At 70.6% G+C, this 12,460-nt stretch carries 12 protein-coding genes, 1 tRNA gene and 1 pseudogene; 3 read left to right on the top strand and 11 right to left on the bottom strand.

Translation table 11 applies throughout. The features are described from left to right. Positions 1 to 88: 88 nt before the first annotated feature. The 9 genes from BCL76_RS11505 to BCL76_RS11465 form a co-directional block, all read right to left on the bottom strand. Positions 89 to 400, bottom strand: coding sequence for a hypothetical protein (locus tag BCL76_RS11505; RefSeq protein WP_109779354.1), 312 nt, complete (start codon positions 398 to 400; stop codon positions 89 to 91). A gap of 629 nt (positions 401 to 1,029) precedes the next feature. After that, entirely contained in the window at positions 1,030 to 1,506 is a 477-nt protein-coding gene (locus BCL76_RS39665; RefSeq protein WP_258309528.1) for a DUF6344 domain-containing protein, read from the bottom strand. A 366-nt stretch (positions 1,507 to 1,872) separates the two neighbouring features. Then, positions 1,873 to 2,103 (bottom strand): hypothetical protein, encoded by a 231-nt coding sequence (locus BCL76_RS39390; RefSeq protein ID WP_219933939.1) that lies wholly within the window; start codon positions 2,101 to 2,103, stop codon positions 1,873 to 1,875. Between the two features lie 126 nt (positions 2,104 to 2,229). Further along, positions 2,230 to 2,314 (bottom strand) — tRNA-Ser (locus tag BCL76_RS11490). 51 nt (positions 2,315 to 2,365) lie between these two features. Next, complete coding sequence (locus tag BCL76_RS11485; RefSeq protein WP_109779353.1) at positions 2,366 to 3,313, bottom strand: trypsin-like serine peptidase; 948 nt, start codon at positions 3,311 to 3,313, stop codon at positions 2,366 to 2,368. A 266-nt stretch (positions 3,314 to 3,579) separates the two neighbouring features. Next, positions 3,580 to 4,626 carry a YeiH family protein gene (locus BCL76_RS11480; protein ID WP_109779352.1) on the bottom strand — a complete coding sequence of 349 codons (1,047 nt, stop codon included), beginning with the start codon at positions 4,624 to 4,626 and terminating at the stop codon, positions 3,580 to 3,582. Beyond that, the gene (locus tag BCL76_RS11475; protein WP_109779351.1) at positions 4,626 to 5,174 is read right to left on the bottom strand and encodes a cysteine dioxygenase family protein; all 549 of its coding nucleotides are present in this window, start codon (positions 5,172 to 5,174) and stop codon (positions 4,626 to 4,628) included. Before BCL76_RS11475 ends, BCL76_RS11480 begins: the two co-directional genes overlap by 1 nt. 79 nt (positions 5,175 to 5,253) lie before the next feature. Next, positions 5,254 to 6,159, bottom strand: coding sequence for a LysR family transcriptional regulator (locus BCL76_RS11470; protein WP_030755598.1), 906 nt, complete (start codon positions 6,157 to 6,159; stop codon positions 5,254 to 5,256). A gap of 102 nt (positions 6,160 to 6,261) precedes the next feature. After that, positions 6,262 to 7,722 carry a S1C family serine protease gene (locus BCL76_RS11465; protein ID WP_109779350.1) on the bottom strand — a complete coding sequence of 487 codons (1,461 nt, stop codon included), beginning with the start codon at positions 7,720 to 7,722 and terminating at the stop codon, positions 6,262 to 6,264. Between the two features lie 238 nt (positions 7,723 to 7,960). On the opposite strand from BCL76_RS11465, the gene BCL76_RS11460 reads away from it, so the two are divergent. The 3 genes and pseudogenes from BCL76_RS11460 to BCL76_RS11450 all read left to right on the top strand — a co-directional run bounded on the left by BCL76_RS11460 (position 7,961) and on the right by BCL76_RS11450 (position 10,661). After that, positions 7,961 to 8,749: a glycerophosphodiester phosphodiesterase gene (locus tag BCL76_RS11460; RefSeq protein ID WP_181382521.1), complete on the top strand. Its 789-nt coding sequence runs from the start codon at positions 7,961 to 7,963 to the stop codon at positions 8,747 to 8,749. A 59-nt stretch (positions 8,750 to 8,808) separates the two neighbouring features. Further along, positions 8,809 to 9,446 (top strand): annotated as a pseudogene (locus BCL76_RS11455) (ATP-binding protein). 240 nt (positions 9,447 to 9,686) lie between these two features. Next, positions 9,687 to 10,661, top strand: a complete 975-nt coding sequence (locus BCL76_RS11450; RefSeq protein ID WP_109779348.1) for a DUF5926 family protein — start codon at positions 9,687 to 9,689, stop codon at positions 10,659 to 10,661. A gap of 181 nt (positions 10,662 to 10,842) precedes the next feature. Here BCL76_RS11450 and BCL76_RS11445 read toward each other — a convergent pair whose 3' ends face one another. Together BCL76_RS11445 and BCL76_RS11440 are read right to left on the bottom strand one after the other, a co-directional pair. Next, positions 10,843 to 11,415, bottom strand: coding sequence for a hypothetical protein (locus BCL76_RS11445; RefSeq protein WP_181382509.1), 573 nt, complete (start codon positions 11,413 to 11,415; stop codon positions 10,843 to 10,845). 109 nt (positions 11,416 to 11,524) lie between these two features. Further along, the gene (locus BCL76_RS11440) at positions 11,525 to 12,298 is read right to left on the bottom strand and encodes a bifunctional DNA primase/polymerase (RefSeq protein ID WP_109779346.1); all 774 of its coding nucleotides are present in this window, start codon (positions 12,296 to 12,298) and stop codon (positions 11,525 to 11,527) included. Positions 12,299 to 12,460 lie beyond the last annotated feature (162 nt).

Here is a 12,460-nt window from a genome sequence, read left to right as displayed (position 1 = left end):
CGACATGCGCGAGGGCGCCTGCGCTACCGGACCCCAGCCGGTCCGGTCGCACAGACGCCCTCAAGAATCGGAGCGGCTCAGGCCGCGGCTACCACCAGGGGACGAAGTTGACCGCGACGGTCGGGTTGGACTGGTCGATCGCGGTGAGGGCCGAGCCGTTCACCTGGGCGGTGTTGCTCTGATTGGAGGCGCCGGAACCCGTGGCCACCTGCTGCGAGGTGGACGAGTTGCCGTTGTTGTTGCCGCCCACACCGCTGCCGACGATGCCGGCCACGCTCGCATTCGATCCGTCGTTCGCGAAGGAGTCGTTGTCGGCCACCGCCACCCCGCCGAAGAGCGCGGCGGCAAGGGGGAGAGCGGCGACGGCGGCCATGACGCGGGCGGTACGGATGCTTGCCATGTCTTTATCCTCCAGAAAACCGAAGTGGGACTTGCTCCAAGGCAGTTGGCCGACCGCCTTGTTGGTTCGTTCTGCGTGGTGACGACGTCGCGAGACCAGAGTTGCCCACCGAATCCCCGGCGAACCACCCCGGAGTGCCCGATTCCCCCGCAAGTATGACCAACATCGGATAAACCTCATTCGCGCCCTCGAAGGCCCAGGTCAACACCCTGTAAGCGGCTGAACCCCGCGCCGCACAAGGGATGAAGCGTTCCGCCAGACAACCTGTCCCGAACATGCCGAAAAGGGCCGCGCCGTCCGGGAACCCCACCGTCTCCCGGGCCTGCGGCCCTGCAATACCAAGCTTCACGCCCCCTGCGCGACCCCTGCACGCCCCGGCGTGAGCCGGGGTGATCCGTCCGTGCCCTGCCCTGGGGCACCCTCCAGGCGCGATCCACGGTCACGACCGACCGGGCTCCAGCGCCTGACACCGGGCCTGCTTCTCTGCTACTGCTACTGCTCCAGCCGTTGCTGCTGTCCGGCGGCGGCGCTCACGCCTGCGAACCGGACCCTGCGACTGCTCTTCGCTCTCGCGGACTGCACGTACGGGGACTTACCTGCGCTCACGGGCACTCACCTGCACCACCGGACTACGCAGCGAGCGCGAGCGCGTCCCGGCCGGCACCGGTGGCGGCCGTGGGCACTGCGGGTGCGGCTGCGGCTCCGGCTCCGGCTCCGGCTGCGGGTACCGCGGTGTGCGCTGCGGCCGAGGTCAGTGTGCGGGAGGCGGTTCCGGCCCCGATTTCCGTCCCGGTCCCGGTCCCGGCACCCATGGCCGCGGCGGTGGTGGAACGTCGTACGGAGGGGGTCTTGCCGTGCGCCTCGGCGCGGATCCGCTGCTTGATGGTCGGCGGCAGCGAACCGCCCCGCATCATCTCCCGCCAGCTCCGCCGGGCCGTGACGGCCGGCCGGCGTACAGCGCCGGACTCGGTACCCGTGGCGTCCGCAGCGGGGGCGGAGGCCGCGGCCGGAGCCGACTTCACTGCGAGACCGAAGCCGGAGAGGACGGCCATCAGGACGGCGAGGACGGAGGTCCAGATCGACGTGAGAATGCTGCGGTGAGTCATGACGAGGTGCCTCGTTTCACGATGTTCGGACGGGCGGATCTGAATACATTCGTCATGATGTGGCCGCAACCGTGTCGGTCCCACGACGCGCGCCGATCTTCCGACAAACACCACTCGGAAGGCCCAATACCCTGGCTCAGCCCCCTTGCCGCCCTCCCCGAAGCCTCCGGCAAATCGGCACCAGAACCGGCTCTGACCTGCACATTTCCTCCAGCACGCCCCCCACCGACCGGCAAGCTGGGAATCACCGAGCCCGCCTTGCCCCGGCGGAGTACGTACGCAGGCACGTACCGGGGGCGTGCACGCGGAAGCAGGCCCGGGTCGGCGGCCCGGGCCTGCTCCAGGAAAGGCGAGAAAGGCGGAGCATCAGAAGATACGGAGCCCGATCCGGCCGAGGAGGGTGCCGGCGTGCGTGCCGTAGACGGCCGGCACCACGACGGCGGCAAGGAGCAGCACGGCTTCTCTCACGGGTACGGGGCGTGTGGCGTCGCCGACGGTCAGGACCATGTCGCAGCGGTCGCGCACCGCGTCGTCGTGGGTGGCGATGACGACGGCGCAACCCTCCTCGCACATCGTGCGGAGGATCTCGACGACCATGGAGGTGTTGTCGTGGTCGAGGGCGCCCGTCGGTTCGTCGGCCAGGACGAGGGCTGGCTGCCCTCCTTGACGATCGAAAACAGATCGGCCCCTGACCATGAATCCCGGTCAGGGGCCGTTCAACTGCGGTGGGTGTGGGATTTGAACCCACGGTGACTCGCGCCACGACGGTTTTCAAGACCGTTCCCTTAGGCCGCTCGGGCAACCCACCTGGCCGGTACAGAGTACCGGCCAGGTGGGGGTGGCGGGAGCGGGTCGGAGGTCAGGAGGCCTGGGCCTTGTCGTAGGCCGCCTTCGCCTCGTTGCCGAAGTACGGGCCGTACATCCGGTTCGGGAGGAAGGTGTAGCCGAAGCTGTTCACCGAGACCTGGGTACCCAGGCCCGTGGCCTCGTTGAAGTCCTGGAACCAGGGTCCGCCGCTGGAGCCGCCGGTCATGTTGCAGCCCAGGCTGTGGTCCTTGGTCAGCAGGAAGTCCTTACCGGTGTTGCCGCTGCAGTAGACGAGCTTGGTGCCGTCGTACGGGGCCGCCGCGGGGAAGCCGAAGGAGTACATCTTCTTGTTGTAGCCGCCGTTGAAGGCGATCCCCTGGGCCCCGACGACCTGGCTGAGGGTCTGCCCGTTCAGCGGGGCGACGACGGCAAGGCCGACGTCCATGTTCATGTCCTCGCTCGCGGCCCACTGGTCGGTGGCGAAGGTCTTGGTGGCCGACCACTGCCCGTAGGGTGCGGATCCGTTGTTGTAGGCGGGGACGAAGACCCAGTTCGTGTGCCAGGCACCCTGGTACTTCACGCAGTGGCCGGCCGTGATGACCGTGCTGCCGTTGGCGCTGGTGACCGAGTCGCCGGAGCAGGAAGCGGTCCGGTCGCCCATCGTGAAGAAGACGCGCCCCGAGGTCTTCACCACCGCGCCGCCGGCCGTCCAGGCGCCACCCACCTGCGGGAACGCCGTGGGGGACCCCGCCGCCGTCGGTGCAACGGTCGTGGGGGTCGCCGACGTGGCGACCGCGGTACGGGCCGCTCCGGGGACCGCCGTCACGTCGAGCGGGACGGCTGCGCGCATCCGCTCGGCGGTCCAGAAGCCCTGGGTGTGCTGCTGCCGGAAGGACGCGGGGGCGTCCGCGGCGATCGAGGGGGTGGCCGCCGTCAGGGCGCCCGCGACCAGGGCGCCGGCCGCGAGCAGGACGGACAAGGCCGTGCGATGACGATTCACGCATGACTCCTTCTGCCGTGCCCGGGCCGGGTGGCGAAGCCGGGCAGGGTGGGGGTGAAGAGCGGTCGGTGCGGATCGGCTGTGCGCGGTTCGTGGAGCGTCGTGCGTCGTGCGTCGTGCGGAATACCGGGGGCAGAGTGGCACGGGCGCGTCGCAATGTCAGCGGGCAGTCGGAACGTTCGGTCGGTTCCGGCCAGGAAATGGCCAACTCCCCTCCGTTGCAACGCCGTACGGCGTCATGCGGTGTCATGCGGCGTCGCACGGCCTCATACGGTGAGCATCACGCCCGCGTACGAGACCCCCGCCACCACCACCCATGCCCCGAGCCCCAGGGCCGCAGCCCGCCCGCCGGTCCGGGCCAGCGTCGGCAGGTGCACCGCGCTCCCCAGGCCGAAGAGGGCCGCCGCCAGCAGGGCCTCCTGGGCGGTGTGCGCCCACTCCAGCGCTACGTCGGGCAGTACCCCGGTGGCGCGCAGCGCGGCCGCGGCCAGGAACCCGAGCACGAACAGCGGCACCGGCGCCGGCCTGCGGCCCGAGGCGGTGCGCACCCCGCGGCGCCGGGCCCGTACCGAGAAGGCGACGGCCGCCACCAGTGGGGCGAGCAGCGCCACCCGCATCAGCTTGACCAGGACCGCCTCGCCCAGGGCGGCGGGACCCGCGGTCTGCGCGGTGGCCACGACCTGGCCGACGTCGTGGACCCCGGCGCCGACCCAACGCCCGAAGGCGGCGTCGGAGAGCCCCAACGGATCCTGGAGAAGGGGGAGTACCCCTATCGCGAGCGTCCCGCAGAGGGTGACCAGTGCCACCGAGGCCGCCACGTCCTCCTCGTCGCTCCCGGACACCTCGCTCACTGCGCCGATCGCCGAGGCGCCGCATATCGAGTACCCGGTGGCGATCAACAGCGGCTGATCTCCGGGGAGTCCCAGCCTGCGGCCCAGCCAGAGCGTGCCGAAGAAGGTGGCCGCGACCACGCCGACCACCATGGCCACCGTGGCCCAGCCCAACCGGAGCACCTGGTCCAGCCCCAGACCGAGGCCCAGCAGGACGATGCCCATCCGCATCAGCCGACGACCGGCCAGGGAGAGACCCGGGCGCGCGGCCGTGCGTACGAACGTCCGCAGGCCCGGAAGGTGCGCCACCGCGATGCCCAGCAGCACCGCCGCGGTCAGCATCGGCACGGCGGGCACGAGGCGGTGCACGCACCAGGCCGTCAGCGCGCCGCCTGCGGCCATCGCCAACCCGGGCCACGGAGTGGGTGTTTCACGTGAAACAGCCCGGACCGGCGCGCCTTGGGGGCGGTGGAGGAGGGCCATCAGTCGACGGGGAGCGTGTAGACGCGACGGATGCTGGTGCCCAGCCGGGAGACGTCGGCGCCGTACACATGCACCGATATCGCCTTGGTCGTACAGGAGTTGCGCACCTTGTGGATGTCACCGGGCGGAGCGAACCCGCAGACGTCGCCCTGGGCGTTGACCACGTCCTCGGTCGCCACCAGCCGGGCGGGACCGGCGCCCGGCGCGAGCCGGAAGCGGCGCTCGCTCTCCTCACCCTGGTGCACCCCGGCCACGCACCAGGACACGTGGTCATGGATGCAGGTCTCCTGCCCGGGCATCCACACCAGCGCCACCACGGAGAAGCTGCCGTCGGTCTCGGCGTGCAGGATGTGCTGCCGATAGCGCTCCGGGTCGCCTTCCCGCTGCGCCGGAGTCAGCAGGTCCGGCGCGCCCAGGTGCGGAGCGAGCCGTTCGCCCACCAGGTACGCGGTGAGGTCGGGAGCCAGCCCCCGCTCCACGACCGTGCGGATCTCACTGACGAGGGCGGCCATCCTCGTGGTGGTACGGGCCGGCGTGGTGGTGGTCATATCGGCAGCGTGCTGCCGACATTCCATCACGTCCAACGACAGTTATGACCTGAAATCCCAAGCCCTGCTTATGGATCGGTCAGCAGCCCACCCGGTTCGCCGCCACCTGCTTCAGCGCGTCGAGCACCACGGCCGTCGCCGGGATCCGCAGATGGTCGCGGTAGACGTACGCGGCGATGTGCCGGCGCGCGGCGGGCTGGAGCGCCCGCCCGCAGACTCGGCTCAGCGAGAGGGAGGGCAGCACCAGGGCCGGCATCATCGCCACGCCCAGTCCTTGTGCGACCAGGCTCTGCACGACCAGGTTGTCGTCGGTGGCGAACCGGATGTCGGGCACGAACCCCAGCTCCGCGCACTCGTGCAGCAGGTTCGCCCGGCAGCGCGGGCAGCCCGCGATCCACCGTTCCTCGGCGAGGTCGGCCAGGTGCACGGCACGGCGGCGGGCCAGCGGATGCCCGGTCGGGAGCAGCACCGTCAGCTGGTCCTCCATCAGCCTGACCTCGGCGACCTCCTCCGGGATCTCCTCGTGCAGCCCGGGATAGGTGAAGGCCAGGGTGATGTCGCACTCCCCGCGCTCCAGTCGGCGCAGCGACTCGGGCGGCTCGCCCTCCAGCAGTTCCACCTGTATGCCCGGATGGTCCTTGGCCAGGCCGCTCAGGGCCTCGGGGACGAGGGTGACATTGGCGCTGGGGAAGCCGCACAGCCTCACCCGGCCGGTGCGCAGCCGGGCGTACGCCCTCAGCTGGGCCTCGGCGGCGGAGAGGTTGCCGAGGATGGTCTCGGCGTGCCGGGAGAGGGACTCCCCGGCCTCGGTGAGCTGCATCTTGCGGCCCACGCGGGTGAACAGGGGCGTCCCGACGGCGCGTTCGAGCGCCTTCATCTGTTGGGTGATGGCGGGCTGGGTGTACCCCAGCACGCGGGCGGCGGCCGAGTACGACCCGGAGGCGACCACCGCGTGAAAGGTCCGTATGTGCCGAGAATCGAACACCAGCGAAGCATAAGCGGACGTTGGAGGGGGCCGTAGGCGAAATTCCGCCTACGGCCCCCTCCTCATCGGGTCGCCGCCGCGACCGGTGGTGCTCGGGTGCTGCTACTTGTCGCCGACCCGCGAGCCGAGCGTGATGTCGACCGTGGTCGGCTTGCCGCCGCGCAGGTAGGTCAGCTTCACGGTGTCGCCGGGCTTGTACGTCCAGATCATGCTGATCAGGGTCGGGCCGCTGTCGACCGGCTTGCCGCCGAACTCGGTGATGATGTCGCCGGGCTTGAGGCCCGCCTTGCCGGCCGGGCCGTTCGGGTCGACCAGTTCGTTGGCGGCCGCGCCCTGCTCGGAGATCTTGGCGCCCTCGGACTTGGCCTGGAGGTCGACCGAGACGGAGATCACCGGGTAGACCGGCTTGCCCGTCTTGATGAGCGATTCGGCGACGTTCTTCGCCTGGTTGATCGGGATGGCGAAGCCGAGACCGATGGATCCGGCCTGGCCGCCGCCGAAGCCGCCGTTGCCCGCCGACTGGATCGCGGAGTTGATGCCGATGACCGCGCCGCGTCCGTCGAGCAGCGGGCCGCCCGAGTTGCCCGGGTTGATCGAGGCGTCCGTCTGGAGGGCGCTCATGTACGAGTTCTTGCTGCCGGAGCCGTCTCCGGAGGCGACCGGGCGGTTCTTGGCGCTCACGATGCCGGTGGTGACGGTGTTCGACAGGCCGAAGGGGGCGCCGATCGCGATGGTCGAGTCGCCGACCGCGACCTTCTCGGAGTCGCCCAGCGGCAGCGGCTTGAGGCCGGCCGGCGGGGTCTTCAGCTTGAGGACGGCGACGTCGTAGCCCTGGGCGCGGCCCACGACCTCGGCGTCGTACCGCTTGCCGTCGGAGAACGTCGCGAACAGCTTGCCGCCGTTCGCTGCGGAGGCCACGACGTGGTTGTTGGTGAGGATGTGGCCCTGCTGGTCGTAGACGAAGCCGGTGCCGGTGCCGCCCTCGCCGTCGCCGGCCGAGGCCTCGATGGTGACCACGCTGGGCAGGGCTCCGGCGGCCAGCCCCGCGATGGAGCCGGCCTCACGCTTGAGGTCCTTGGGGGTGTTCGCGGCGCTGATCGTGGTGGAACCGGTGCCGTCGTCGCTGCGCTGCGCCGCCCAATATCCGACGCCACCGCCGATGCCGCCCGCGAGGAGGGCCGCCACGAGCACGCCCGCGACCAGACCGCCCTTGCCCTTCGGCTTGGGCGCGGGGTGGCCGTCGGTGGTCAGGGGAGCGCCCCAGGCGCCGCCGCCGTGGCCGCCCGCCCCGTACGCCGGCACCGTGGGCGGCGGAGGCGGCCAGCCCTCGGCCCCGTGCGCGGCCGGGGCGGGCGCCTGACCGTAGGCCGGGGGCGCCTGTGCGGGCGGGATCTGCTGGGTGGGCTCGGTGCCGGGCGCCGGGCTCGGCGGCAGCTGCTGGGTCACCGGCTCACCGGCGGCGGGCGCGGGGGTCGCTTCCTGCGTCTCGGAGGCCGGAGCAGGGGGTACGGACGGGGCCGCGGGGGGTGTCGGGGCCGCGGTGCCCTCGTTCTCGTTGCTCACAGCGTTCTCTCCTCGTCACACACGGCTTCAGAATTCTCTGGCGATATCGGTCCGACTGAACGTTCGACGTGCCGCACAAGTTCCTGGGCAAAGCCTTTCCCATGACCCGTCAGAGCACTGTAAGCCGGACCTGTGCATCTCTCCCCGTTCTTTATATCCGACATTTCGGATGCTCTCTCGGGCTCGACCCCGACGCCCGGGGGCCTCGCGGTGGCACCATGACCCGGTGACCCACGCAATGCCGCGCACCATCCAGGTCGTCGCCCACCGCGGCGCCTCCGAGGATGCCCCCGAGCACACCCTGGCCGCCTACCGCAAGGCCATCGAGGACGGCGCCGACGGCCTCGAATGCGATGTCCGGCTGACCGCGGACGGCCATCTGGTCCTGGTCCACGACCGCCGGGTGAACCGCACCTCGAACGGCCGCGGCGCCGTCTCCGCCCTGGAGCTGGCCGATCTCGCGGCCCTCGACTTCGGCTCCTGGAAGGACCGCGAGGAGTCCCCCGACTGGGACGCGGACCCCGAGCGCACCTCAGTCCTCACCCTGGAGCGCCTGCTGGAGCTGGTCTCCGACGCCGGACGACCGGTGCAGCTCGCCATCGAGACGAAGCATCCGACCCGCTGGGCCGGACAGGTGGAGGAGCGCCTCCTCGTCCTTCTCAAGCGCTTCGGCCTGGACGCCCCACCGGCCGAGGGTCCGCACCCGGTGCGGGTCATGAGCTTCTCCGCGCGCTCCCTGCACCGGATCCGAGCGGCCGCGCCGACGATCCCCACCGTGTACCTGATGCAGTTCATCTCGCCCCGGATGCGGGACGGGCGGCTGCCGGCCGGCGTGACGATCGCGGGACCCGGGATGCGGATCGTGCGCAATCACCCCGCCTTCATCCACAAGCTCCAGGGCGCGGGCCACTCCGTACACGTATGGACAGTGAACGAACCCGAAGACGTTCAGCTCTGCGCTGATCTGGGCGTGGAAGCAATCATCACGAACAGACCGCGCCAGGTTCTGTCCCAACTCGGGCGCTGAAACACCCTTTTGCCCACTCGCCACTCCCACCCCTTTCGTCACAGGGTGTGCCCCGGCGCATCCGCTCCGCATTCGGTCGACATGAATGCGTCAGAGGGACCCGCTTCGGGCTGCTTCGACGGTTTCCGGTCCAGGCCATTGGGGCATCCAGACCATGCGTGGGGCTAAGGAGGTTCCGGGGGTGGCGTTGATGGTGGCACAAGAAGTGCCCACGTCGTCGTGCATGGACGTACGCCATGGTCCTGCGGGCGTGGGCGAGGCAAGACACCGGATGCGCGAGGAACTGCGTATCGGCGGAGTGCCCGAATCGGTCGTGGACGATGCCGTACTGATCCTTTCCGAACTGCTCAGCAACGCCTGCCGACACGGCAGGCCGCTCGGCTCTCGGGAAGTCGGAGACGGGGAGATGCGCGCCGCATGGCGCGTCGACGGAGCGGGTCGACTGACGGTCGAGGTCACGGACGGAGGCGGGCCCACCCGCCCGGTTCCTGCCACGCCCTCGGTCACCGCACGGGGCGGTCGGGGGCTGAACATCATCAGCGCCCTGGCCCAGGACTGGGGTGTCCGGGACGGAGCGGCGGGTGAGGTCACCGTGTGGGTGATCGTTGCCTGTGGGCCCCGGCACGAGGATTTCGCTACGCGCGTTGCGCCCCCGGCGATCGACTTCTGTACGGCATTCGACGACCTCGATCCCTGAACCGGGATCCCGACCGCACGACGAACACGAGCGGGCGCACGACCGCACGACCGACACGAGAGCAAGACAGCGCACGACAGCACGACAGCAGCACAGCAGTACCGGTCATCCGCACAGGCGGCCGTCCGGGAGCGCACGCCGACCGTGCTCCCGGCCGCACCCACCCGGTTCCGGCGGTACGAACGGCTAGGCTCGCGCCCAGACACGACGCCGTACCGCCGCAACCGGGAGACACGCACGATGGCCAAGAAGCGCCCCGCAGCCAAGACTGCAAAGCCGCAGCTCAACAACGGTGAGATCCCCGTCGTGGGCGCCCGCGAGCCCTGCCCCTGCGGATCCGGCCGCCGCTACAAGGCCTGCCACGGCGCAGCCGCCGCGCACGCCGTCACCGAGCACGTGCGGCGCCCCTTCGAAGGACTGCCGGGCGAGTGCGACTGGGTCGCGCTGCGCGAGCTGGTGCCCGCCGCCACCGTCCCGCTGTCCCTCAAGGGTGGTCTGCCCGAGGGCGTCCCCTCCGTCACCCTGGTGACCGTACTGCCCATGGCGTGGCCCGCGCTGCGCCGCGAGGACGGGTCCGTCCTCCTCGGCCTGCAGAACGACTCGTCCTCCGGGGACCTCGGCCGCGACATGGCCGACACCCTGGAGCGCGCCCTCGTGGCGGACCCCGGTACGCCGGTTGCCGCTCGCCGGGTTCCCGCCGAGGGCCCCCGACTTCAGGATCTCCTGGACGCCGACGGCGGTTTCGAGCCGGTTGTGCACACCGGCTTCGAATTCTGGATTCCGGAATCCGAGAACGCCCAGAACGCCTCGCCGGAGATCGCCGCCTCGCTGGAGCGCGCCAACGCGGCCGCCATTCCCACCGTCAAGCTGACCGGCGTGGACGCCGCGTACTGGTGCGAGACGCCGGACAAGAACCACCTGCGCTGGGTCATGCCGCACCCCGAGGAGAAGCTGCTCGACGCCCTCGCGCGGCTGCACGCGGCCGGCACGTCCTCGCTCGGCGAGGGCACGAAGCTCGTCGGCTCCTTCCGCGCCCACGGCCTGATGGTCCCGGTCTGGGACCTGCCCACCGGGGTCACGGCCGACGACGTCGAGAAGCCCGCGGCGGAGTTCGCGGAGCGGCTGGCCGGGGCTCTGGCCACGGACGCCCCGCTGACCACGGAGGAGCGCCGGGCACGGGGCGGACTCACCAACCGCCAGGTGACGCTCAGCTGACCGAGCGCCGCGCGCGGAGCCGGTGACCGGAGTCACAACTCCCGCTAATCGTCTGCAAATCGGTGTCTGAATATCGGAGATCGAATTTGCGTACAGGCGATCTCTTGTTACCGTTCTTGTAGCCCGGTCGCTGGTGCATCCCCCGTCGCCAGCGACCGGGCCCTTGATTTTCGGGGTCCGATCAACGGTCACCCGGTGCCGGTGAGTTGCTCCCGGACCTCAAGAGCAGTTCCCCTTCATCATCCGGAACTGCAAATTCCGCTACGGCCGAGTAACCCTCCGGGCCGCCGACCGAAGCCTCCTTCGGCGTCTCGCACAAACCCGGTTCGTCACCCGCGCCCACCGCGCACCGGATCTGTACCGTGCGCCCGGCCGGACCCATCACGGTCAGCACCGCGTCCAGGGCGCGACCACTTGTGTTCCGGTAGTAACTCCGGCCCCACGTCTGAGCTTCACCGACCAACACACAGGTTTGCGCCTCCACCCCGTGCGGCGAGGACAGCTCGGGGCCGCAGCGGGAATCCGTACGGGGCTGCTCGGCCGGCCCGGGCTGCTGCGGGTCGGCCGTCGACGCCGAACGCACGGGCGCGGCCGGGGATGTGCGGGAGGAGTCAGAGAGGCCGAGCGCCGAGAACAGGCCGCCACCTTTTCCGTCGTCCCGACCGGCAAAGTCCGGCCCGGCGATCGCACCGGCGAGCGGGAGCGACAAGATGATCAACACACCGGCGCCGATACCGATCAGGCGGAGATTCATTCGCCGAACATAGCGAGGAGGGAATGGGGCACGGAGATACCCGCGCCCAATTCCCTTGGAAACTCGCCCCGCCGGCACCCGTACGAGTGATCCTCACAGGCCCGGCAGGTCAGTACGCGAGCCTGCTGCCGCCGCCGGGAGCGCCGCTGCTGGCCTCGACCAGCGCGTCCACGACCGCCTCGATCTCGGGCAGCCAGAGCTCTCCCGCCGGCGCCTGTGCCGCCTGCGCATGCGCCTGTGCCCGCGCCGAACGCGACCGAGGCCGCTGGGCCGTCGGCTCCGCACCCGGCTCCCGTTCCCAGCGCACCTCACCACCGCTGGACGCGGCGGACGGCGGCAGCAACAGGTAACCGCCCTCACCGTGGAAGCGCAGGGAGGAGGGCACGTGATCCTTCGCGTACAGGAGTTCGCCGAGCCGTTCCAGGGAGTAGGGCTCCACCAGCAACGCCCAGCGGGTGGGCGTGGCAACGACCGGACCGAGCCGCAAGCCCTGCGCGTCCAGTCGTACGAGGGCGCGCGCGGCCGCGCCGGCCGGCAGGCTCACCGCGCACGGGGCGGCCCCGCCGGTGGCCATCAGGACGGGGGCGGTGGGCCGGTTGGTCCACCACCAGGTCACCATCCGGGGGTCGGTGGTGGCGGCGAGCAGTCCCGGGTCGAAGGGGTGCGCGCCGGGGACGGCGCAGTCGGGGTCGGGGCAGGCGCATCGCTTGCCGTCGGTGCCGGACCGGCCGACGCCTGGCAGGACGGGCCATTGCCAGGTGCCGGCGCAGACGAGCGCAGCGTCGAGGAGAGTGGACGGGCCGTCGCTCTGTACCGGGTCGGTGCGCAGGAATTGAAAGCGATCGCGGAGCCGCTGGAGACGCCTTCCGAGGATCTCGCGCATGTGCGCTCGTTCCTTTCCGTTGAACGCCGAGGGCCACATCACACCGTGCAACCGGTGTCTCACCACACGTACAGGTTTCGCGTCACTGTCCGCCAGAAGCAGGTTCACGCGGTTCTGTGCAGTTTTCTTACAGGTCCATCAAACGTCCCGCGGGGGTGGAGC

The sequence above is a fragment of the Streptomyces sp. CG 926 genome (assembly GCF_003148825.1).
GTDB lineage: Bacteria > Actinomycetota > Actinomycetes > Streptomycetales > Streptomycetaceae > Streptomyces.
The sequence above is the reverse complement of the archived record's forward strand: the minus strand, read 5'-3'. Positions and strand labels throughout refer to the sequence as shown.